The 24024-nt window shown below is 41.1% G+C and carries 17 protein-coding genes and 1 pseudogene; 4 read left to right on the top strand and 14 right to left on the bottom strand.

What is annotated here, in order from left to right:
- The 7 genes from JMX18_RS02155 to JMX18_RS02125 all read right to left on the bottom strand — a co-directional run bounded on the left by JMX18_RS02155 (position 1) and on the right by JMX18_RS02125 (position 13134).
- The gene (locus JMX18_RS02155) at positions 1–3189 is read right to left on the bottom strand and encodes a tyrosine-type recombinase/integrase (RefSeq protein WP_201583272.1); all 3189 of its coding nucleotides are present in this window, start codon (positions 3187–3189) and stop codon (positions 1–3) included.
- On the bottom strand, positions 3182–5596 hold the full coding sequence (locus JMX18_RS02150; RefSeq protein ID WP_201583269.1) for a hypothetical protein: 2415 nt from the start codon (positions 5594–5596) through the stop codon (positions 3182–3184). The genes JMX18_RS02155 and JMX18_RS02150 overlap by 8 nt, the downstream gene beginning before the upstream one ends.
- Positions 5589–6143 carry a hypothetical protein gene (locus tag JMX18_RS02145; protein ID WP_201583266.1) on the bottom strand — a complete coding sequence of 185 codons (555 nt, stop codon included), beginning with the start codon at positions 6141–6143 and terminating at the stop codon, positions 5589–5591. Before JMX18_RS02145 ends, JMX18_RS02150 begins: the two co-directional genes overlap by 8 nt.
- Before the next feature lie 674 nt (positions 6144–6817).
- Positions 6818–8863, bottom strand: coding sequence for a choline BCCT transporter BetT (gene betT / locus JMX18_RS02140; RefSeq protein ID WP_201583264.1), 2046 nt, complete (start codon positions 8861–8863; stop codon positions 6818–6820).
- Positions 8864–9132: 269 nt separating this feature from the next.
- Positions 9133–10833 (bottom strand): choline dehydrogenase, encoded by a 1701-nt coding sequence (gene betA / locus JMX18_RS02135; protein WP_201583262.1) that lies wholly within the window; start codon positions 10831–10833, stop codon positions 9133–9135.
- 114 nt (positions 10834–10947) lie between these two features.
- Entirely contained in the window at positions 10948–12462 is a 1515-nt protein-coding gene (betB, locus tag JMX18_RS02130; RefSeq protein WP_227674531.1) for a betaine-aldehyde dehydrogenase, read from the bottom strand.
- A gap of 99 nt (positions 12463–12561) precedes the next feature.
- Complete coding sequence (locus JMX18_RS02125) at positions 12562–13134, bottom strand: TetR/AcrR family transcriptional regulator (RefSeq protein ID WP_201583258.1); 573 nt, start codon at positions 13132–13134, stop codon at positions 12562–12564.
- Between the two features lie 389 nt (positions 13135–13523).
- Here JMX18_RS02125 and JMX18_RS02120 point away from each other — a divergent pair, with 389 nt between their 5' ends.
- The 3 genes and pseudogenes from JMX18_RS02120 to JMX18_RS02110 all read left to right on the top strand — a co-directional run.
- The gene (locus JMX18_RS02120; RefSeq protein ID WP_201583251.1) at positions 13524–14051 is read left to right on the top strand and encodes a peroxiredoxin; all 528 of its coding nucleotides are present in this window, start codon (positions 13524–13526) and stop codon (positions 14049–14051) included.
- Positions 14052–14268: 217 nt separating this feature from the next.
- Positions 14269–14586 (top strand): DUF1244 domain-containing protein, encoded by a 318-nt coding sequence (locus tag JMX18_RS02115; RefSeq protein WP_201583249.1) that lies wholly within the window; start codon positions 14269–14271, stop codon positions 14584–14586.
- 196 nt (positions 14587–14782) lie between these two features.
- Positions 14783–15028: pseudogene (locus tag JMX18_RS02110) on the top strand (DUF3817 domain-containing protein); the annotation flags it as partial.
- Between the two features lie 85 nt (positions 15029–15113).
- On the opposite strand, the gene JMX18_RS02105 reads toward JMX18_RS02110, so the two are convergent.
- The 4 genes from JMX18_RS02105 to arfB all read right to left on the bottom strand — a co-directional run bounded on the left by JMX18_RS02105 (position 15114) and on the right by arfB (position 17752).
- Positions 15114–15824, bottom strand: coding sequence for a DarT1-associated NADAR antitoxin family protein (locus tag JMX18_RS02105; protein ID WP_201583247.1), 711 nt, complete (start codon positions 15822–15824; stop codon positions 15114–15116).
- A gap of 124 nt (positions 15825–15948) precedes the next feature.
- The gene (tehB, locus tag JMX18_RS02100) at positions 15949–16515 is read right to left on the bottom strand and encodes a tellurite resistance methyltransferase TehB (RefSeq protein WP_201583245.1); all 567 of its coding nucleotides are present in this window, start codon (positions 16513–16515) and stop codon (positions 15949–15951) included.
- A gap of 39 nt (positions 16516–16554) precedes the next feature.
- The gene (locus JMX18_RS02095) at positions 16555–17220 is read right to left on the bottom strand and encodes a glutathione S-transferase (RefSeq protein WP_201583244.1); all 666 of its coding nucleotides are present in this window, start codon (positions 17218–17220) and stop codon (positions 16555–16557) included.
- 112 nt (positions 17221–17332) lie between these two features.
- Positions 17333–17752: an alternative ribosome rescue aminoacyl-tRNA hydrolase ArfB gene (arfB, locus tag JMX18_RS02090; RefSeq protein ID WP_201583243.1), complete on the bottom strand. Its 420-nt coding sequence runs from the start codon at positions 17750–17752 to the stop codon at positions 17333–17335.
- Between the two features lie 179 nt (positions 17753–17931).
- On the opposite strand from arfB, the gene JMX18_RS02085 reads away from it, so the two are divergent.
- Positions 17932–19029, top strand: a complete 1098-nt coding sequence (locus JMX18_RS02085; RefSeq protein WP_201583242.1) for an ArsO family NAD(P)H-dependent flavin-containing monooxygenase — start codon at positions 17932–17934, stop codon at positions 19027–19029.
- A 216-nt stretch (positions 19030–19245) separates the two neighbouring features.
- Here JMX18_RS02085 and JMX18_RS02080 read toward each other — a convergent pair whose 3' ends face one another.
- The 3 genes from JMX18_RS02080 to torA all read right to left on the bottom strand — a co-directional run bounded on the left by JMX18_RS02080 (position 19246) and on the right by torA (position 24017).
- On the bottom strand, positions 19246–20535 hold the full coding sequence (locus tag JMX18_RS02080; protein WP_201583241.1) for a molybdopterin molybdotransferase MoeA: 1290 nt from the start codon (positions 20533–20535) through the stop codon (positions 19246–19248).
- 73 nt (positions 20536–20608) lie between these two features.
- Complete coding sequence (gene torD / locus JMX18_RS02075; RefSeq protein WP_227674529.1) at positions 20609–21310, bottom strand: molecular chaperone TorD; 702 nt, start codon at positions 21308–21310, stop codon at positions 20609–20611.
- A 175-nt stretch (positions 21311–21485) separates the two neighbouring features.
- A complete protein-coding gene (gene torA / locus JMX18_RS02070) occupies positions 21486–24017 on the bottom strand; it encodes a trimethylamine-N-oxide reductase TorA (protein ID WP_265088806.1) in 2532 nt (843 codons plus the stop codon).
- Positions 24018–24024 lie beyond the last annotated feature (7 nt).

Raw genomic sequence — 24024 nt, 5'->3', positions numbered from 1 at the left:
TTATTCAATTAATACCGCCAAAATCTCTCCTAGAAACTTCAATACACCCGATGATTCATAGGCAGTATCATTAGTGGAGTTTTTTATTTTTCTGACAATTCTAACTTCAAAGGCTGCACAACTTTGTTTGCCCTCAACCCTAATAGCACTATCCAATTTGTGCCTTTTTTTGAAGTCTCTGACTTCTTTCACACTGCTAGATGTCAATTGCCAATGGTGTGGATCGACAATTTGACAGCCTATTTTTATAAAATGCGCCAGCATCTCATGCTGTGACTTTTTGATACCGAACTTTAAATAAGATCTTGAAGTAATATGCTTTTGCTTATAGATACTGACAAACTCTCGCAAACTATCTGGCTCCTGCACAGACATCTGATACGCTTTATCCAATGCCATTGTAATAATTGCTTGAGTAGTTTGACCTTTAACTTGCGTAATAAGCTTATCGTTATTGTTTAAACTATTCGCGTTTTGATAAAACGTCTCTGCCGCGAGCAAATGAATGCCATGCTTTACCGCGATATGTTCCAATTCCTTTTCACGTAGTTCTAGCTTGAGATTATCTAACTCTCTTATAAAGCTAATCACTGCATCATATCTTGCATCAATAAAAATAGAACGAGCCTGCGCCTTATCTCCGCTATTATCTTGTTGTATAAACTGATTATTTCTTTCAAGCGCTGTAAATAAAGGAGCATGATGCGCCTTTAGCTTTTTTGCAAAGTAAGGTCTTAATTTGCTCAACGCCACCGCTTTAGTAGATTTGTCATAGGCAGTTTTATCGTGATAATTGACCTTTTGATAATCTATACCAGTAATATTCTGTAGTACCGTAAAAGGTATTTCAATGTTTGCTTGACTTAATTGCTCTCCCGCTAACAGATGTGCAGTATGGATATAATGCTCAAACGTCGTATCACACGTCAGATGACCGACAAAACTTGCTAACCCAAACCAAGCACCCTGAGTTTGATGATAGCCTGCCAGACTGTCAGCAATGTTCTGACAATCTGCCAAGGTATAATCCGTCATCACCTCAGCTAATGCTGAGCCATTGATAGCAAGCGCTAACTGACTAATTGCTGTATGCCTAAAGCTGTGAAACGTATAATTATGATTATCCTGTCCAAGCACGCTATCCCATAGTATGCGCGTCAAGTTGCTAAAAAAGTACGTCGGCAGTGGCTGCTTACCATCCCCTTGTGAAAATAAGTACTTCGCACCTCTTCTTTTTTGCTGCTCAATAAACTGTATGACCGTTACTAGCTCATCTTTCTTTAACAGTACTTTAAGCAATACTCTTCTTCTAGCACTGCTACTTTTCAGCCGTAAATAAGGATTTGGTGTCAGCAAAATACTAAAATCTGAGCTATGCTCGCAGTTTTTAACTTTTATCCCTGCAAGCTCGTTGATACGCATCCCTGTACGGTACGCTAAAATTAATATCGTCTGACATAACAGCTTTTGACTTTTATTTAATTCAGAGACTTTTAGCACATCATGCATGGCTTGATATGTCCTAGGAGATACCATGCTTGCTTTAACGATCTGCTTATTTTGTCCCCATGCAAAACTGACTTCCGGCGCGCCAAAATACTGCATTTGATATCGATGAAAAGCGCGCAGCCGTCCATAAGTATACGACTGAGTATTTTTAAGATCAACTAAACTTGTTGCTTGTTGATCTTCTTTTTTTAAATCATTATCTTTTTCTAATACTTGTCCTGTCTCAGATGATGAATCATCTGAGTCACCTCCTTCACTACTCTTGATATCTTCATTATCAAGCTCAATATCATCTCGATCATCAATAGCATCTTTTTTTAAGACATCAGTTTTGCGCGCATCTTTAGATTTGCTTAAGATAATTTGCTCATACACCTCTTCATAGTCGTTACTCCCCCATTCCTCTAGATCCTCATCCATCGTTAACATTAGCCATTCACGTCCGATACAGCCGACATATTTACTAATTGAGTTAAGGTTGGCTTGGTTGCCATCTAGTAGAGACAATACCCAACTGATTAAACGTGTAGCATTTGGCTGCCCAAAGTCTGCTTGTAGATCAATAAGAGTACGCTGCGCAGATGGTCGAGTTCCTTTCAAACCATCCTGAATAAGCTGAATGATATTTTTGCTAAAAGCAGGATAGCTTTTACTGGGCTTAAAGCTATCATTGGATGATACGCTTTGAGTAAACAGCTGTTGCCATGTAATAGCAGATGAATGTTTTTGAATAGTTTCTTGGTTATAAGTGAGTAGTTGTTTATTAGGTAGTGACGTGCTTTTAAGCTGTCCTTGCATGACCAGACTGCTAGCCCCATCGATAGCACTACCCTCATATTGACGCCAATGAAAATTAGCGTACTTTATAAGCTGTGATAAGTGAATTTTTTGTGCATCGCGGCAAGTAAGTCCAAACTTGTTATTGAGCTCTTTGACAATGGTCTCGAACTGCTTAATTTTGCGCTTGTTGATATCAGTATTGCCCAACGCATATAAAAACATAAGACTAAGATCGTCGGGAACATAAGACATATAACGAGTCAAAGCCTCATCATTATTATTATCTCTGCAACCGTACTTGTCATCCCTAATCTCTAAAGAAATTATAAGCAGAATTTTATCAGCATCTAACTTCTGATAAGGTTTAGTCTGTTTATCTAAATTCGCAAGATACAGTTTTCGTTCACTAAACAGCCATTGATATAATGCTTTTAGTGCATCAACATCGTTTAGACCACCGAACATAATACTACTGTATAAAAAATATGAGACATAATCGTTCGCATTAAACTTACGCTTATTCTGCCAAGTTTGTTGCATATCTTGCCAAGTATTTGAGACTTTTGAACCCTTAACGAACCAGTCACTGCCAATAGTGAGTCGATCACGTTCTGCTATGACAGGAACAATTGGTTCATCTAGCGCGCAATGATTATCTTTGTTATAAGCTCTGACAGCTTGTAAGAACACTTGTCTTGCACGGCGATACTGATTAAACGTTTTGAACTCTTCAGATAGCTTTTCATCAATTTTCTTATAGTGTTTTTCTATTTCAGGTCCATTGGAAAGACGATTCTTATATAAGTACTCAGTGACAATAATTTCTGCTTTTTCGACTAGTTTTTGTTTTTGCCGTTTTAGATTAAATGCTCGACGCTTATGCGACGATAAGTCAGTCATGAAGATCAACCTCTACTTGTATGAGACCTAGCTTTTCGGCCACATGATCTAGCTGTGGTGATAGCTGCGCTTTATATTGACTTATGGGCAGTGAGGACATGGGATGAAATATCTCTTGATCCGCATGTTCATGACCGAATAACGCGCAAATGTATACCTCATCTAGCCTATCTGTCAGCATTGAGCGCAGTTGATGCCGTAGCCAATTGTCTTGATGATAAAGAAAATTACCCAACATTCCTTTGATACGGCTAGGCATGATAGGCTTAAACTCTTGTGATTTGAAGTTGAATACTTGTAAAAAGGGTACTTCCGATTGCATGATTTTTTTGATTGGTAGCGCATATTCCGTATATATCAAATTGTGCACACTAGCAAACTGTTGTATATAGATAATATAGTTTTTTAGCGCTGTTTTTAGAAAGTCACTTATTGGAATGAGACGGCCATGGTCTTCACCTGGTCGTATCGACTTATCTGAGACCCAATAAAGATTGTGACTAAAACTGAACTGATTCAAAAGCCCGGGTGCGTCATTAACAGGTCTAATCCCCGTTTGTATTTGAACAATATGCCAAAGCCAAAGACTGTATGCATTAAACTGTTTTATAAAAGTGTCATTATTAATCTTTAAATCTCGTATTAATGAATGATCATAACTATGTACATTATTAGTCAGTAACTTAAAAAACTTACTACACTTATCATCCTTTAATGACATCTCACTACCAATATATTTTTTCTTACTATTACTAAGCAGCGAAGGCATATGTACAAAGAAAGAATACCGATGAGCTTGCCAAAATCTCAAGCTTTTTGGTCCTAGAGGATGCGATATTGGTTGAACGTTTTGTACTTTATGAAAATAGATGTCTTTTAAACTTTCAAAGCATTGAGCACTCAATAGTATCATTGCTGCTTGATAAGTGTTAATCAAAGAAGCAGTCTTAATACTTGTATAGTAAAGCGCAGATGAATGCTCTACTTCTACTCCAGTCATAATATCAGCATGCAGTGGCTGCCGGGCTTGGTGAGTAATAATAAAAGCTAGTGCTGATTCTATATGCTGACTTGACAATGAATGTAGTGATAGATCATCTTTGAGCGTTTTCAATAAGCTTTCAACTGCACCTTTGTCTACTACAAAATTAAATCGTAAGACAGCCTGCAAAGGCGGCGGTATAGGTAATCTAAAATTGTTGCTATAACTTTTTTTATGTCTTTTTATCTTGCCCCTTCGATTCAACGTAACATTGATACTATTTTTAATACTGGTATCGCCATTATCTTCTTTTACCAAAAACTGCCTCTGACTATTACTGTTGCTAATCTCTTCAATAATCGTACTTATCTGTCTACCCGTTAACATCGATAATAACAGTACTGTAGATAACCGACGTTCTGAAAAATCACCCTGTCTTATTAACACCCATAATCTAGCAAACAGACGTTGATAGTTAGCTACCTTAAGTAATCTTGTATTGCTCGCAAATAAAAATCGATTTCGTTTACTATGTAGATAATTAGTTTTGACCTGAAACTGCTGTAGTTGTGAAGATTTCGCAGTTTTCTTGTGCGGTGTAAAGTTATTATCTAGAAGAGCCACAGGATCATCGTCTGCTAGATTTTCTGATGCGACAACGTTATTATTTTTATGCTCGACCTTAAAACGAATTTTGCGAGTTATCTCATCTATATAATTTAACGTCTGATCATCTCTTATTTTCTCCGACTTTTTATTCGATTTATAGTTTTTCTCAATAAAACTTTTGTTGCTAATAACAACTTCATAAGCGAGTCTTATCTGAGCTATCTTTGCAGTTAGATGCGTAGTTTTTGCCTTACCTGCTTGCTCTTCATAACGTTTGTTCTCTTCATATTCCCTAATAGCTTTGAAATGACTGTTAACGTTGTGAGATAATGAATGAATATCATATAGCGTCTCCAAAATGTCCTCTTGAAATGCACTTTTATTCAATCCCATTCTAATGCGAACACCAAGCTTATTTATTTTCTTATAGTGTTTATCCTGTCGCATCGCTATCCGTAACATTAGTTGTAAGTACTTACTGAGAAACCCCCATGACTTGTCACTATACGACTTTTCACGATACTGGTTCGAAAACTCAGCCAACATATAGGATATTGCCCATGTGTCCGTCTGATGAGCAGACTTCACCTGAGCTATGATCTCGTTGCACTCATCTTGATTGAGCACCGTTGCTTCATAATTCGATTCAATGTTATCGATATCAAATAGATAGCAAGGAGACAATAACACTAATTTAAAAACGAATGATTGCACGCTGTCAGATAAAGGTGAGTCGTCCGGTACAACTCGCTTTATCAAAGCTTTGAGATCATGAGCACTAATAGTCTCAACTACAGAGTATTCACTATTATTCATCTAACCATTCCGACGCTGGTGGTAGTCCAGTTTTCTTCTGTTGCACTAATATAGCGCCTCTTTGATAGTCATATTGATCACTGTCAATACCGGCAAAATAACAATAATCTTGTATACGTAAGCTATCACATCCCATTAGTTCTTTAAGAATCGACTGAGCACAATATTCCTTTAGATGTTGCCATAACAATACATGATTGATATCGCGATAAAAGCATAAGTCTAATACTTCTGCCCAAGCCATCTTAGTTATCTGCTGGTCATGACCTGCGATAACTATGAAAGGCTGACTCAGCTTGGACTCATTCTGAAAAATTTGTGACATGCGCTCGAAGTTATCAAAATATAAATAGTAGTTTTTATCGCTATCGAAAATCATTTTAATAGCTGGCTTAAAATATTTATCGACACTAATCATATGAATAAAAGATTTTTTGGGGTGAAATTTTCGCCAGACATTATGTGCAGATAACGCACTAGGATGAACTGTTATATTTGTTTTAGATGGGATCAAAAAACGATGACGCGCTGTATTTTTTTGTGTCATCCCACATCTCCATAAACCTGACTTACGTTATATACAAATAAAAATTAGACCTTTTTCTGCAATGCTCATTCACATTTGAAACGAATCTCAAAAATTATTATGTAGTTTTATACTCAGATAATATATAAAAAATCTGTTCATAAAAAATAATCACTGATGAGGGAGGCGACATTTACATCGTAGACAAAAAATAGTTTGGTGTCAATATTAACAAAAACACCGTGTCTAAAATATGACTCTAACTTTATTATATGCTATTATTAAAAATATAATAATGAAATTTAAATCTCTAAAATCCTTTAATATCAAGGTATATAGCTTAAAGCACTTTAAATAAAAATAGTCCGATACCATTGCCAAGGTTGGGGTCGAGAGTTCGAATCTCTTATCCCGCTCCAAATATAGCTCGATCAGAGCAGAAAGCCTCACTTCTCTTTATATGAGTAGTGAGGCTTTTTTTTGTCCATTTTTCGGGGGCTGTAGCGAGATTTAATGTTGGCAGGTCAGTGTAACTATTAAGATTATCTAATATATTAAAAGCTCGAAAATCAGCACCGTGATCAAACTATAGAAAGTGAAGTATAAAAACAACCCTATAAACTGCATCTAGCTTATAGGGCCGTTTCTACTTAAAGTTTATCGCGCAATATTATAATAGCGTATTTATTGATCAATTAACGCTCCAAGTGTAGATATTGCAGATGGCATTCGTACTGATGCAGAATATCGACCAGCACTTGCTCTTTGGTATAGCCAACCAAGTCGTACTCTTGCGAACCATCATTTAAGAACACCTCGGCACGATAGTAGTACTCTGCATGCTTGGTTGAAGTATTTAATGTGAAGTTCGGGCGTTCAGCTTTAATTAGATTGACCTCATAAATAAAATCATCTTCGTCACCATGACCGACGCGCAGCTTTATACCATCGATCTGACCATTATCTTTATCCATACCGGCATCTATATTTTCACTGATATTACCAACATTATGACTCTCTAAAGAAGTATTAAGGCCACCTGCTTTCAGCTCTTGTTCGACTTCGCTCATTGCTGGCATAACAATATTTTGCAAAAACCTTCCCACTTGCGCATGCCCAGGAAAGCTGACAATACGTTGTAGACGCGCCTTCCAGCTTTTACCATTATCCAGAACATTGGCTGTACCCACAGTGCTAGCTTTGCGTTTATTACCCTCTTCTTTTAGCGACTTCCACATCGACATCATGTAGAGCACAAGGATAAGCGAAAATGGCAAACCAGCAATCACGGAGACAGACTGTAAGGAAGCAAAGCCTCCAGCAAACAGTAAACCTAAGGTGATCAGACCCGTTGCTGCTGCCCAAAATAAACGCAGCCAAACAGGCGCATCGGTATCATTAGTCATGCCTCTTGAGCTTAGGTTCGCTAGTACTAAAGCGCCTGAGTCAGCTGAAGTTACAAAAAATATAAGACCAATTATTACACCTGCAAATGACAAAGCATCACTGTATGGAAAGTACTCAAATAAGGCGAACATGCCCATCGCCGCATCATTAACAGCGATTTCGCCAAGCTCAGTTGCCCCATTAGCTACTAAATCTATAGCTGAATTACCAAAGATGGAAAACCAAGCAAAGATAAAACCAAGCGGGATAAACATCACGCCAAACACAAATTCACGTAGAGTGCGACCACGGCTAATACGCGCAATAAACAAGCCTACAAAAGGTGCCCAAGCTACCCACCATGCCCAGAAAAATATCGTCCAGCCTGATTTCCAATCAGCACCAGCAGTACCATCATAGGCATACACATCAAAGGTCTTATAAACAATAGTTTGAAAATACTGACCAATACTTTGAGTGAAAGTATTTAGCAAATAAATCGTATTACCCATCACCAATATTGCTAACAATAGCAAAGTTGATGCTAGCATATTGAATTCTGATAGACGGCGCACTCCTCTTTCTACACCCGTCATAGCCGAGATAGCCGCAGCAGCAACCACCCCCAAGATAATAAGACTCTGCACCATTTTACTGGATTCAAAACCAAAGACATGGGTCAAGCCTGCATTGGCCTGTAATACCCCAATACCTAAACTGGTGGCGATACCCATCAACGTACAAACGACGCCAAAGGTATCAATACTATCACCCAGCCAGCCCTTGATTAAGCGCTCACCAAATATTGGTGTCAATGGTGAACGTAGCGCCAGTGGCTTGTTTTTGCGATAGGCAAAGTAGGCTAATGCCATCCCGATTAGGGCATAAATCCCCCAGCCGTGTAGACCCCAATGTAAAAAGGTCTGCGACAGTGCTTCACGCATGGCCGCCTCACTGGCAGGCTCAAGCCCCGTATGCGGCGTCAGATAATGCATCAACGGCTCAGACGCACCAAAGAATAATAAATCAATGCCGATACCGGCGGAAAAAAGCATCGCTGCCCATGCCAAAAAGGGAAACTGGGCTTTTTCATGGTCTTGCCCAAGCTTAATATCGCCGTATTTAGAAAAGCCCACAAACAACGCAAAAATACTATAAGCAGCTACCACCAACATGTAGTACCAGCCAAAACTTTCTGATACCCATGCCATGCCAGAGCTAAGCAAGGTCTCACTATAGTCTGGAAACGCAATCGTCCAGATTATTAATAAAATAGAAATAATAGCTGAGCCTAAAAAAACCGTTTTATTTAGACTCAGGGGTTTCGTCGCATCTTCTGATGGCGAGCTGTACATAAAAGACCTCAATAGGTAAATTAAACAGGGTCTGATATTGCTTTGTCCGTCATAATTTCATCAACGTATGATGCACAAAGCAGTACCAATAAATAAAAACTGCTATATAAGTTTTGCTAGTTAAATAGCAGAGTAAATGATTAAAAACTCAACCATAAAGGTATAAGCCTTCTTAAACATACGCATTGACAAAAAAGACCTTTACTGTGAAAGGCCTTCTTATTCAGATTGTCTTATATAAATCATTGTCCAATAGCTGATTCAGTTGTTTAAACTACAGAGCTATAATCACGCATCGGCTCCGCTCTTAGCGGTGCGCCATTTGCGACATAATAAGCAGCTGTCGAGCGTGGCAACTGCACGCCGCGCATCTTATCGACAATTTTTTCAGCGAGCATAATAGTGGTCGCATTAAGATTGCCACTGATGATATTTGGCATAATAGACGCATCAACGACTCGCAAGCCATCAATACCGTGCACTAGCCCTTCGCCATTGACTACCGAATCATTGCCTTCACCCATTGGACAAGTACAGGAGGGATGGTAAGCGGTCTCACTATTATTACGGACGTATTCATCCAATTGTGCATCGGTTACTAAATCATCGCTTGGCGAGATGGCTCGGCCACGATATGGATCAAGTGCTGGCTGATGCATAATCTCACGAGTGATACGCATAGCAGCACGGAACTCTTGCCAGTCTTGCTCATGAGACATATAGTTAAACAAGATACTTGGATGAGCGCTTGGATCTTTAGAAGTCAGCTTAACCCGACCGCGACTTGGTGAGCGTAATGAACCCACATGCGCTTGGAAGCTATGAGACTTAACTGCACTGCGGCCATCGTAACGCACCGCTAATGGCAAGAAATGATACTGAATATTAGGATGGGTAAACTTCTCATGAGTACGGATAAAGCCGCCACCTTCGAACTGATTCGAGGCCCCAAGTCCTGTACCCATAAATAGCCATTCCGCACCAATCGCTGGCTTATTCCACCATTTATTGGCAGGAGCAATCGAGACCGGCAGCTTACACTCATACTGCATATACAGCTCTAAATGGTCTTGTAGATTATTACCAACACCTGGCAAGTCCAGTATTTCTGTCACACCCACCTCTTTGAGCCATTGACCAGGACCAAGACCTGAGCGCTGCAACAGTTGCGGTGACGCAATAGCGCCTGAAGAGACTACCACTTCACGAGCCGCATAGAACTTTTTAGTTTGTCCTTGATGTTCAACTTTGACCCCGACAGCACGCTTGCCATCGAATAAAATCACATCAGTGAGTGCACCAGTCAAAATAGTGATATTGCTACGGGGCTTGGCACGGTCAAGATAACCACGAGCCGTTGAGGAACGGCGACCATTGGGGGTCACAAAACGATCCATTGGCCCAAAACCTTCTTGTTGATAGCCATTTAGATCATCAGTGTGTGGATAGCCAGCTTGTACGCCGGCTTCAATCATGGCTTCAAATAGCGGATTGACTCCCCGCTTTGAGGTAGTTATCTCAACGGGACCACCCACTCCGTGATAATCGTTCTCACCAGCATCATAGTTTTCTAACTTCTTAAAGTAAGGTAAGCAATTTAAATAGCTCCAGTCCTCTAAACCTTTAATCTTCGCCCAATCGTCAAAATCTAAGGCATTACCACGGATATAGCACATACCATTAATTAAAGATGAGCCGCCAAGTCCTTTGCCACGTCCGCAGTCCATGACACGGTTATTCATATATGGCTCAGGATCGGTTTTATAACCCCAATTATAAGTCGTTCCTTGCAAAGGTATGGCGAGTGCTGCTGGCATCTGAGTGCGAAAGTCTAAGCGATGATCTGGACGACCCGCTTCTAACAGCAACACTTTAATGTTGGCATCTTCAGTCAAGCGGGTGGCCAGCACGTTTCCTGCTGAACCTGCGCCGACAATGATGTAGTCATACTCAGCTGTGGTTGATGTCATAAAACGCTCCATAATATTAAAAAATCCATCATTTCATATCAGTAAGGCGGTACTAAAAGGAAAAATCAATCCTAATGAACCCGCCTTACTGATTAAGAATCTTCACACAAATGATTAAAATACCGATTCAAACGCACCCAACTCTACTTGAATAGATTTGGTCTGAGTATAGTGCTCAAGAGCTTCAATACCGTTTTCGCGGCCAATGCCCGAATGCTTATATCCGCCAACTGGCATTTGAGCCGGTGACTCACCCCAAGTATTTAACCAGCAGATACCCGCTTCAATCTGACCTATAACCCGATGCGCTCGGGTCAAATCAGTCGTTACGACTCCGGCTGCCAAACCATACTCGGTATCATTAGCACGGCGAATGACTTCTTCTTCGGTCTCATAAGTCAATATCGACATCACCGGACCAAAGATTTCCTCGCGCACAATGGTCATATCATCGCTACAATCGGTAAACACCGTCGGAGCTACAAACGCACCATTAGCAAGATCACCTGAAGTGATACGTTCACCGCCCGTTAAGAGGCGTGCACCACTGGCTTTACCTTGCTCGATATAGCCAAGTACGCTTTCCATATGCGGGAAACTGACCAATGGGCCCATGTTGATATTCTCATCCATCGGATCACCTAATTTAATACGTTTAACACGTATCAAAATTGCCTCTTCAAACTTAGCTTGCAAGTCCTTCGGGATAAACACACGAGTACCATTGGTACAAACCTGACCACTGCTATAGAAGTTCGCCATCATGGCGATATCAGCAGCGGTATCGATATCAGCATCTTCAAATATGATTAATGGCGACTTACCACCAAGCTCTAGGGTCACGTCTTTAAGCGAAGATGATGCCGCACTCGACATGACTTTCTTACCCGTTGGCACACCGCCGGTAAATGAAACTTTGGCGATATCAGGATGCTGGGTTAACGCCTCGCCTACTTTATAATCGCCTTGCACGACGTTAAAAACACCATCTGGCAAACCTGCCTCAGTAAAGATTTCCGCCAGTTTGAGTGCTGTTAACGGCGTAACTTCTGAAGGCTTGAAAATCATTGCGTTACCTGCGGCCAATGCAGGACCCGCCTTCCACATGGCAATTTGGATCGGATAGTTCCATGCGCCAATACCAGCGACCACACCGAGCGGCTCCTGACGGGTATAAACAAAGCTGCTATTACGTAGCGGAATCTGACGACCTTCAATCATTGGTGCAAGACCAGCATAATACTCAACAACATCAGCGCCGGTGACAATATCCACATATTTAGTCTCAGAGTACGCTTTACCCGTGTCTTTGGTTTCAAGTAATGCCAGCACATCATTTCGTTCGCGTAATATCTCAACTGCCTTTAACAAGATACGGCTACGTTCAACTGGCGTCATCGCCGCCCAAATCTTTTGACCTTTTTGCGCCGCTTTTACCGCTTCATTAATCTGCCCATCGGTGGTTTGCTGAATGGTGGCAAGCACCTCACCCGTCGCTGGATTAATATCTTCAAAAGTAGTCAATGCATTATCGACAGCCAGATAACGGCCGTTAATATAAGCGGTTTGTACTTGTTCTAAGTCGATGATATCGGTTAAATTATTTAGGTTTTTCTTTGTAGCTGTCATGAATTCTCCTTAGGGCGACTGGCAAACTCTGTAAAAAGCTTCACCAACAAATGTCGTCTTGGGTTAAATGTTAAAATAAAAGTTATCTTTATGAATACTTTAATCAAAGCCATGTTGCGTCATCTTTATTAGACGCTCACGCAAAGACTTTTTATCCGATATGTTGATACCTGAAAAATCAGAAAGCCAAATACCATCAGCAACTAAGCGCACCATACATAGCGTTTCGGTATTATCGGTAGCTTTATGCTTCTCTAACTGCTCATTTGACCACTTGGCCCACAGCTCCCGCAGCTCACGATCACCTAGCATCAATACATATAAAGTGGCTTGGCTATTAAACTTTTTTTGGCTCTTTTCACCTAAGCTAATCGTGGCATCTATATAAGCTCGAGTAAAAGAGCCATAACTGACAGGATCTTTAGCGATGGCTTGATTAACTTCTGCTTCAAACTTGGCCATCGCATCATAAAAGACTTCTAGAATGAGGGCATTTTTGGTAGCGAAATGGTGCATCACTCCACCTTTAGTTACCCCAACTGCGTCAGCCACTGCTTGAAAGGTAACCTTAGACAAACCTTGCTCCAAGGTTATGCGTGCCGCCTGATCAAGCAGTGCACGACGCACCACTTCAGGCTGTTTTTTACGTTTATACGCATTTTCTGTTTCCATAATAGTACCCCCTATTCAGACCGTAGGTTCATTATTGCGGCCTCGCCTACAATCATACTAATCTGCGCAGCTTTTCTTCTTAATTAAGCACGAGCTAATAAACAAAAGAAACCGTATGGTCGGTATTTTATAGAAATACTATAGTAATGTGAAGGGAAAATGTATATTTCTATACAGCTTAACTTTTAATTCTAAACTCTTTATTTAGTATTACTAATCTTAGTATAGCGTGATCAAAATTCAGAAAATAGCATAGTTTTTAGAACACATCCTGATATCTTATATAGGGAATATAAGCCTAAAAATTTGCTTATGAACGGCTATTACTATTATCATATAAACGCAGTATTTTAAAAACAAAAAGACAATAACCTAAATCGGAGTAAATAATGATTACCCATGTACCTGATGTGACTTTTAAAACTCGTGTTCGTGATGAATCTATCGGAGGAGACAACCCCTTCAAATGGTATGACCTAACCACAGATGAGTTATTTGCCAATAAAAAAGTGGTGGTGTTCTCACTACCTGGTGCCTTTACACCAACTTGTTCGACCAGCCATCTCCCTCGTTATGAAGAGCTTTATGATGAGTTTAAGGCGTTAGGCATAGATGAAGTCGTTTGCGTTTCTGTTAATGATGCGTTCGTCATGTATCAATGGGGCCTAAAGCAAAATCGTGAAAACGTTTTCTTGCTTCCTGATGGTAATGGTGAGTTCACCCGTAAAATGGGTATGCTTGTTGATAAGAGTAATCTTGGCTTTGGTATGCGCTCATGGCGTTATTCGATGTATGTCGATAATAAAGCCATCAAAAAAGTGTTTAAGGAGCCTGATTTTGGTGACAACTGCCCAATAGACCCCTTTGAAGTATCAGATGCAGACACCATGTTAGAGTATTTGAAAAGTAATGCTTAACCACATTGACGCTTGACTGTTGTTGTCAGGTGTTAGTGTTATCAGACATCGATAGATGCTCTGATACTATTGAACTGCCGAACTGCGTAGCCCTTAAATATAAAGGCTACGTAGTTTTTTAATGGTTTTTAAAAGAATGATAGCCCTATATAGGTTATCATTGCTTTTAAGACACCGTATATAACCACAAATACGCATGAATACGAGGAAAAACCTTATGGCAAAATTAGAATCAAATACCGAATTAGAAGCCGCCGCATTTCGTCGTTTATTGGCTCATCTAGACGAGCGTAAAGACGTACAAAATATTGATCTGATGATCCTTGCAGACTTTTGTCGCAACTGTTTATCCAAATGGTATAAGGCGGCTGGTGAGGAGCGTGGTATTGAAATCGACTACGAGGATGCGCGCGAGCTTATTTATGGTATGCCCTACTCTGAGTGGAAAGAGAAGTATCAACAAAAAGCCACACCAGAACAGTTAGCACGCTTTAATGAAATTGAAGCTGCCAAGAACAAGGGTGATAAGGAGTAACACTAGTTACCCGTACTCTAGGTTAGAAGCAAACCATGCAAGGCACTAATGAAAAAGGATAATAAAGTGTCACAGGCTCAGATCATTACCGAGAACCGCTTCCCCTACCAACATCACAAAACAGCACCTTAAAAACACTCACATTTATGGGCTATTTGGAAGGGATTTCTTTTTTATTGTTATTAAGGGTTATTAGATGTTATTAGGCATCGCCATGCCGTTAAAATACATAATGGGCTTTCCAGAAGCTGTAAAATATATTGGCATGGCACATGGTGTTTTATTTATCGCTTATATCCTAATCCTGATAATCGCAGCTACTACAATAAAAATGCCTCTGTGGGCGATACCAGCGGGCGTACTTGGATCTTTTTTGCTCTTTGAGTCGTTTATATTCGATCATTTATTAAAAAAGCATTTAGCAAAAGGCGCTAAGATTTGATATCTATTTTGATATCTATCTTTAACGTCTGACAAATTGTTAATCGGGACGGTCTTGAGGATTGAATAAATCAGCATAGTTCAAATTAAAACCATCCCTCTTCCAAAAGGCGCTCAGTATTACTCACCTTAAACCCCTCGCACAAGTCATAAAAAGCTATTGGGTCTTCAACATTATCCAGCAACTCTCGTTTATTAAGCGCCACAAACAAAGCTAGCGCATAAGCCGAACTATGAATAGATTTTTTGGGATTAAACTCAATATCAGTAAAGGCTTGATAGCTCATAACCTCTTCATGCAGCTGAGTATTCTGCTTTAAAGCATTGACATACAGCCAATCATAAAACATAGTCAAGGGCTCTATCTGCCATTCCATACCAAAATCATTGTAGCCAATAAGCTTGCCTGAATTTTGCAAGCGCTCATCCTTTTTGGCTTGTCTTGGCGGCGCGGTCAGCAAATCAGGGTAAGGCCCGCCGTGCTCAAAAACTTTACTGGCTTGAAAGATGTTTTCGACACTATGCTGCTCACCATTATTTTCAGTTAGCTTTAGGCTCAGCGGACTGAGCAGGAAACTCAACTTGTTACCCGACTTACTAGATAGCTCTAACACATGGTTAAATCCGTACTTTTTGCGAATCACTTGATGCAAATCATTGATAGACTTTTTCTTTTGTCTACTAGCAAATCCCACATGGCGCTCAAATCTAACCATGTCGGTTTTTACTAGATTGTCACTGTTGACTCTAGGCATGAAGACTGGTCTTTGTTCTACAGCGTTTTGTTTCTGTTCCATAAATTTCTATCTTTATCTTATAACGATTTGCATTATATCAGTAGCTTGTTATAAATGTTTTTTGATAATCATTTTTATGACTATGTTTTCTATAATTGTTAGAGTGAATAACAGATCAGATGATCTAGCTAGGCTTTTGTGCCAACATAGTCGCAAACTGTAATTGAGCGCCATTGTGCATGGTGCCAACATCTTCATTATACTTAATTAGCTCCCAACCCTCATAAAACTCACGCAATTGTCCTTCGTTTAAGGTAAATGGAAAGTTAATAGGGCACGGGTATGCTGGCGTATCCATCGCACAAACAATCAGATTATAACCTTCAGGCTTAGTACGCTGTTGCATATCAGCAATGACAGCGTCAACGCGAGCGGGATCAAGAAACATCAAGGTTACCGTACAGGAAATAAAACCGTAATCTGCATCGAGATTTGCCCGATTGATATCGTACACTTCAGCTTTAATATTTGTCAGCTCTTCTTGCTTAATGATATCTTCCAGCATATGAATGGCGCTAGGATTGACATCTATCGCCGTAACATCGAACCCGAGTTGGCTGAGGTATAAAGCATTACGGCCGTTAGAGCAACCCATATCTAACGCATCGCACGGCTCAATAATTTGGCAAGCCTCTACCACTTCACTGTGGGCAGGATTCAGGCCGTAACGGCTATTAAGATCAACGGTCATGGTAGTCTCTTAAAGTTAAAATGAAGATTTATCATAGCATTAATTAAGGTCTTTTAAAGAAGGAGGAAAAACCACCACGTCATCATTTTCTTGCCAAGGCTGATATTTGATCATTATTTGCAAAAAGAGCGGATGCTCTAGCCATTTTATGAGCCACTGCTGCAAATTGGGATAATCTAAGCTATAAAACACTTCACGATCCACATGAGCAAATTGGCGAACAAAAGGCATGATACCAATATCAGCAATGCTTACTTTATCTCCCAGTAAATAAGGGTTTTCGGTTAGCAGCTCTTCTAAAACCTGTAAAAAGACTTCGCCCTGCTTACGATACTGTTCTTGGGTCATCTCAGGATGACGATCCGCATACTTATAACGATCCAGCCAATACTTAAATTCATTATCGTTTTTATCGATCAGCGCATTAGCCTGAATCAAAGTTTTTATATCCAATAGCGTTTGTGGGTCTTGTTGCTCAAGCGCCCACTCCATTATCTCTCTGCTCTCTTCGATCACCGTGCCATCAGACAACTGCAAAACCGGCACCGTACCTTTTGGGCTAATCGCTAGCATCTGAGCCGGTTTGTTTTTTAACACTATTTCTCGCAGCTCCACCTGTAACCTGGCAAATAAGATACCGAGACGGGCGCGCATAGCATAGGGACAACGACGAAAGGAATAAAGCCGAGGAAGTAAGCAAGTCATAGATATTTTCGCAGTAATAAAAGTTATAAACTAATCGCTCTACTTTAGCATTTCTGCCAAGATATCGCACTTAATCAAGTATGGCGAGCTATAGCAGAACCTAAAAGCTAGATTATTGATTAAAATCAACCTTACCTCGCAAAGCTTTAGTTCTACCACGCTGAGTTTTTTGATCGACACGTTTACGTTTAGCACTCTTACTGGGTTTAGTCGGCTTCCTAGGTTTATTCACCTGAGTGGCTTTAATTATAAAGCTTCTAAGCCGCTCAAGTGCATCGACTCTGTTTCTCTCTTGAGTGCGATACTGCTGCGCTTTGATAATCAACACCCCGTCTTTATTAATGCGGTTGTCTTTACTGGCAAGCAGCCGCTGTTTATGAGTGTCGCTGAGGCTTGAAGCATTGATATCGAAACGCAGATGAATGGCAGAAGCGACTTTATTGACATTTTGCCCGCCAGCCCCTTGCGAGCGGATGGCGCTAATCTCTACATCATTGTCGTTGAGACTGATGTTATTATTGATAAAAATCATAGTTTATTTTGTTCAGAATAATTAATAATCGTTCATCATAAACCATTATCTAATAGTCTGCTACTTGAGTCGCTATCGTTGAGCCCCATACCTTATTAGAGGACCGCACTAAAGCGCTGGCAAAGTTAAAGGTATTCAGATTCTAATTCACCCTTAATAAAGGCGACTAAAGTAGTATTATGTCAACTAAAATATTCGATGTGATTGTGATTGGCGGTGGTCAAGCAGGTCTAGCCGTAGGCTATTATTTAAGGCGAGCCGAGCTGGATTTCATAATTCTAGACAATCAACAGCAAAGTGGCGGCGCTTGGCGACATACTTGGCCATCGCTACGGCTGTTTTCACCTGCTTGGATGAGCTCCTTACCGGGGAGATTGATGCCACAATCTAAAGAGGGCAAAAACCCGCATCGTGATGAAGTCCTAAGCTATCTTGCTGATTATGAACAGCACTATAAGCTACCTATCTATCGCCCGTATGACGTGCAAAGCGTAGAGCGTGATGATCAAAATGACTGTCTGCGTGTCAGCGATGGTCGCTATACTTGGCTGGCTAATGCGGTAGTGAGCGCAACAGGCACGTGGAATAATTACTACATTCCAGATATTCAAGGACGACAAGACTATCTCGGTGAGCAGCGCCATTCTGCTCATTACCAAGGTCCAGAAGCTTATAAAGGAAAACGAGTTTTAGTAATCGGTGGTGGTAATTCGGGGGCGCAGATTTATGCTGAATTGGTTCAATTCGCTGATGCGAGCTGGGTGACACGTGAACCTCCGCAATTCTTACCAGACGATGTCGATGGACGTGCTTTATTTGATAGAGCCACAGCGCGTATTACCGGTCAATATAATAGCGATAGTGCTGACGAAGATAACAGCGATAAACACCGTCTCGTCGATATTAACGTTGGCAATATTGTTATGGTACCAGCGGTTAAAAAAGCACGAGATAAAGGGTTATTAACTACGCTACCAATGTTTAGCCGCTTAACCCAGCAAGGCGTCGTTTGGAGTGATGGTCGTAAAGAGTCAATAGATGCTATTATTTGGTGTACTGGTTTTGAGCCCGAGCTTGAGCATTTAGCGCCTTTAGGCGTCATTGAAGAAGATGGCAGCATATTAAATAAACAAGGACAAGCGCTCAAAGAGCCTCGGCTGTGGTTATTTGGCTATGGCAATTGGGCCAGTCCCGCCTCTGCCACTCTCATAGGCGCTGGACGTAGCGCTAGAGAAAACGTCCCAGTCTTATTGGAATTTTTATCTAATAATAATTAACGGAATAATGAGCTGAAGCTTTATGAGATTAGAGGGTGTCAAGTTATGGGTTGTTAAATCACTTAACAGCCATACGAACCCAGCTTTTATATCAATAGAGCTAGTCGCCATTAACAAGCCTATAGCAACTAGCATAACGAATTTTCACATTCTTAAAAAACTCAAGGCTGATAATTTTATTATCAGCCTTGAGCATCATACTATCACCACAGCTTGTTACGACCAAGGAAAAGGCTGAACCTGCACTTGCTCACCAGCGGATAGATTGCCTTCATCTTTTGCCAACACCATTAGACAATTAGCTTGGCTAAATTGCTTAATACGATGGGACTGCTGCTTGGCAAAGCTCTTAACTTGCAGTTTACCGTTGTTATCCTGCGATAAAACACCACGCTGAAAGTCAGTACGCCCAGCTGACTTTTTAACCTCATTTTCAAGCGTTGCTGGCATCGATAACGTCAATGGTAAATCATCAGCACGTACTCCCGATAATTGCCATAATGCTGGAATAACGAACTGCAAAGTGCCCACTATAGTAGATAAGGGGTTACCGGGTAAACCAAAGTATAATACAGGCTTGAGCAAGTCTTTATTTAATTCACCAAAGACAAAAGGCTTACCTGGCTTCATAGCTACTTTATAATGATTTATCTGACCCAATTGCTCAATTACGGTAGTTAAAAAGTCATAATCACCAACGGATACACCGGCTGTCGAGATTAAAACATCACACTCTTGCATGGCAGCAGTGACCGCATTAGCCGTTTTATCTAAATGATCAGGAATAATGCCATAGTCATGAATGGTAACGGGCAAGTCAGCTAGCAGACTTTTAAGCGTGGGAGTATTGGAGTTATAAATCTGTGCCGAATTATCTAGAGTATCCCCTAAAGCGACTAGCTCGTCACCGGTAGCTAACACCCCCACAGTTATGGGCTTAAACACTTCAACCTTATCGATTCCCAAGTTAGCAAGCAGGCTAATATCAGCAGGGTTCAGGCGTTTACCGGTTTTAAGAACCACTTCACCCGACTCAATCTCCTCGCCTTGCTTACGGATATTATTATCAATTTTGGCAGCTTGGGTAAGCGTTATCGCATAAGGTTGGGACTTATCAAGATGGTTTTTGATTGCGTCAAAGTCAGTATTTTCTTGCATGATGACGGTATCGCAGTCGTTAGGAACAACCGCACCGGTAAAGATACGAATACCCTGACCCGATTGTAAATCGCCAGTAAAAGGGCTACCCGCCTGCGATTCACCCACGATCTCGATAGTATTATCTTTTGAGAGATTACTTCCCTTAGCCGTAGCATAACCGTCCATAGCCGATAAGTCATTTCTAGGTACGCTAAAAGGTGAAATGATATCTTGGGCCAAAATATGGTTTTTACTTTCCAAAAGCTCAAAGGTCTGTGTAGCTCGTTTGCTTAAAGGAGAGTCATCTTGGTTGTAATTACTAATACGCTCAGTAATAGCATGCTGGAGCTGTTCAACGGTAATCATTATATTTATACTCACTTATGTACAATAAATAGAAACCATCTTATCAAGTATGGGTGAATTTATACAAGCAGGATTAGCTAACTAAGGTGGACAACGCCTCTCTGTCAGCGATAACAAACTGTTCTGCTAAAGCTACCAATGCGGGGTAAAGATCCGTTTGTACTCTTATTCTCTGGCAGCGCTCATTAAACTTCGGTAGCCAATTCAGTAACGCACTATCTAAAAACTCTACCTGCTCTTGAGCTAAAGTCAGCATATCTGAGCCTGAGTTATTACTACTATTGATCCACAAGCTCATAACCATAAAATAAACACTCACATGATCATCAGGCTCACGGAATTCAGGGTTTAAACTTAGCTGCTGACTCTTGAGGAATTGACGCATTTGCTTGACTGGCTCACCATATAAGTGCTTATCCTCACTTAAGTAATACGAGGCATAAGGAGGCGCACTATCATCGCCACTCAGTAAAAATATCTGGGCAAAGTCAGCCGCAAGCTCGAGAGCACGATCTTGTTTAGGTAGCTTATTTAAATCACTAATAGCGGCTTTTACCCGGTTGCTCTGCTCTTCAAGATCAAGGCTAACAAAAGCTTCATGAATGCTTTCATAAACTTGGTTTTGTTGCCACTGCTCTAGAGTTGTAGTAGTCAGCTCACGTGCAAAAATATCTGCAAACCAGCGATAGAGTGCAGAACGAGCAGTATTAGCAGCTTGCCATTCTGTCGTTGCATCCATTGTGGTATCTATTGAACTATCGGTTGAAATAGTCATTTTATATCCAATTGTCTTATTTTTATTTATTAATAATAAAGGGTAAGGAGTAATGCCTTTATAAACCATAACTAGTTGATAGTTATAATCTACAAAGGCATTCTGGGTATACTCCACAAATTAGTAGCTGTCAGTGAACTAATAACTTATATAGCTTTAAACTGCTAGCACCCGTTTATTGAGCTCGAGCTGATGTTTCAGGACTACCATCTGGTCTAACATAAGTAGGACCACCGAAAGAGGTTACTGCTGGCGCTGTACCCACAAACTTCTCCATCTCTACGATACAAGTATTCGCACTAGGTGCTTGTGCCAAACTTGAAGTACCAATATCCAAAGTTACCGTATTGGGATCTCCGTAGGTATCTAAGGCACCAAGCTCAGGCCCTGTTGGTCCATACCATGCGCCCTCTTGAATACGAATGATACCTGGCGGGAAGTTGTCTGAAATAACCGCACCAGCCAATAGTTGACCGCGATCATTGAAGACTCTGACCAAGTCGCCATCTTTAATACCACGAGCGGCTGCATCTTCAGGTCCCATGTAGCAAGGCTCACGGCCCTGTACGGTATAAACCGCACGGCGTTCCTCAGACTCACAAGTTTGAGAGTGCAAACGGGTATCTGGGTGGACAGATTGCAACCACAGTGGATGCTTATCAGAACCGGGGCCACCGTGAGAGCGCTCAGCCTTCTCCATCCAAATAGGATGACTCTTACAATCATCATAGCCGTAGCTACCGATAGTGCGGCTGTTAATTTCAATAAAGCCGGACGGTGTACCTAGAGCATTAACCTCAGGATCTTCACGGAAGTCGGCATGACGTACCCAGTTCTCACCTTCTGGAAATAAAACGTAACCTTTTTCCCAAAACTCTTGGAACGGCGGCATGTAAAAGTCTTTTTTCAAGTTGTCAGCACGGCACTCAGTATAAATTTGTTCAACCCACTGCATCTCATTCATCTGACGACTGTATTCGAGTTCACGATCCATACGTCTAGCAAACTCGCGCCAGATATCAAAGTCTGATTTTGATTGGTACAGCGGCTCGACTAACTTATGCATAGCAATAACCCCGCGGTTACTGTAGGAACCATAAGCATCAAGGTCATTACGCTCATAAGGCGTACAGGCCGGTAATACAATATCTGCAAATCGGCAGGTAGCTGTCCAGTTATAATCAACCGCTACTACGGTTTCCACATTGAAGTAAGCTTCTTTCATGCGGTTACGATCTTGGTGACGATGCCATTGGTTACAACCTGAGAAGATGCCCATTTTGTAAGGTGGCAAAGTAACTTCTTGACCATTAAAATTAATCTTTTTACCCGGTTCTAGTAAGCAGTCTGCAGCACGAGCAACCGGTATCACTGAGCTATAACCATTATAGTCATCGTTGTCATACTTAGGTTTACGTCCAGTATCTAAGTTCAGTGGGTATGCACCTGGCATGGTAGCGCCAGAAGAAGAGACCCCAACAGAACTATAATGGTGCGAATAGCTGATACCGCCACCTGGCAGGCCAATCTGACCTAGCATGGCTGCGATAATCGCTCCCATCCAATAAGGTTGTTCCCCATGCTGTTGACGTTGAATAGCCCAACCAAAGATAAGCTGAGTACGGTTACTCGCCATCAAGCGCGCCAGTTCACGGATACGCTGTGCGTCTATTCCGCAGATCGGTGCCGCCCACTCTGGGGTCTTTTCGACCATATCTTCGGTTTTACCCATAAGGTACGGGGTAAACTCATCGAAGCCCAGCGCATACATGTCCAAGAACTCTTTATCATAAAGGTTCTCAGTGTAAAGCGTATGTGCAATCGCCAACATAAATGCCACATCAGTCATTGGGTTGACATATTGATGCTCACACTCTAAGTAATTCTGGGTTTTACTCTTAACGGGATCAATACAGATCACCTTGATATCGTCATTCCTGACTTTATCTTTTAGTAGTGCTAAATATTCATAAGCTTCATGAGTCTCGGTGTTCCAACCCACTTGCAAGTTTTTAACCGGATCATTCGCCCAAAAGATAATCACTTTTGATTCATCAAGAATGACTGGCCATGAAGTACCTTGAGAATATACCTCTGTAGATCCTAAAATATAAGGCAGAATGACCTGACCGGCACCGGTAGAATAGTCACCTGCTGTACCTACACTATTACCATGCATAGCAATAGCACGTAACATGTGGTTGCCACAGCTGTGAATATTCCCTACCGAACGCCAACCAACGTTAGCAGTGTGTAATGCCCAAGGACCATGGTTTCTTTGGATACGTTCAAGCTCTTCATAAAGCGTATCTAAAGCTTCATCCCAACCTACTCGGACAAAGCGGTTGTCACCGCGCTGGGTTTTATCGCTGTTTTGACGTTTTCTATACCAGTCCAAACGAATCATTGGATAACGTACTCGCGAAGGGCTATAAATAACGCCCATAGTACCGTCCAATATCTTGGTAGGATGTTGGTCAAATTCAAAAGGCAATATCTCAAGAACTCTATCAGCCTCAACTCTAGCGCGAAAAGCGCCCCAGTGAGCACCGGATACTTTCCAGCCACTCACATCAACCTTTTCACCTTTAGTATTAGTTACGATGCTGTTATTAGCCAGTAAAGGCATAGGTAATAATGCCGTACCAGACAAAGCGGCTAAAGACTTTAAAAAACCTCTTCTATTCATATTTTTTATACTTTTCACAATATTT

The sequence above is a fragment of the Psychrobacter jeotgali genome (assembly GCF_904846315.1).
Taxonomy (GTDB): Bacteria; Pseudomonadota; Gammaproteobacteria; order Pseudomonadales; family Moraxellaceae; genus Psychrobacter; species Psychrobacter jeotgali.
This window is presented reverse-complemented; position numbering and strand designations above follow the sequence as displayed.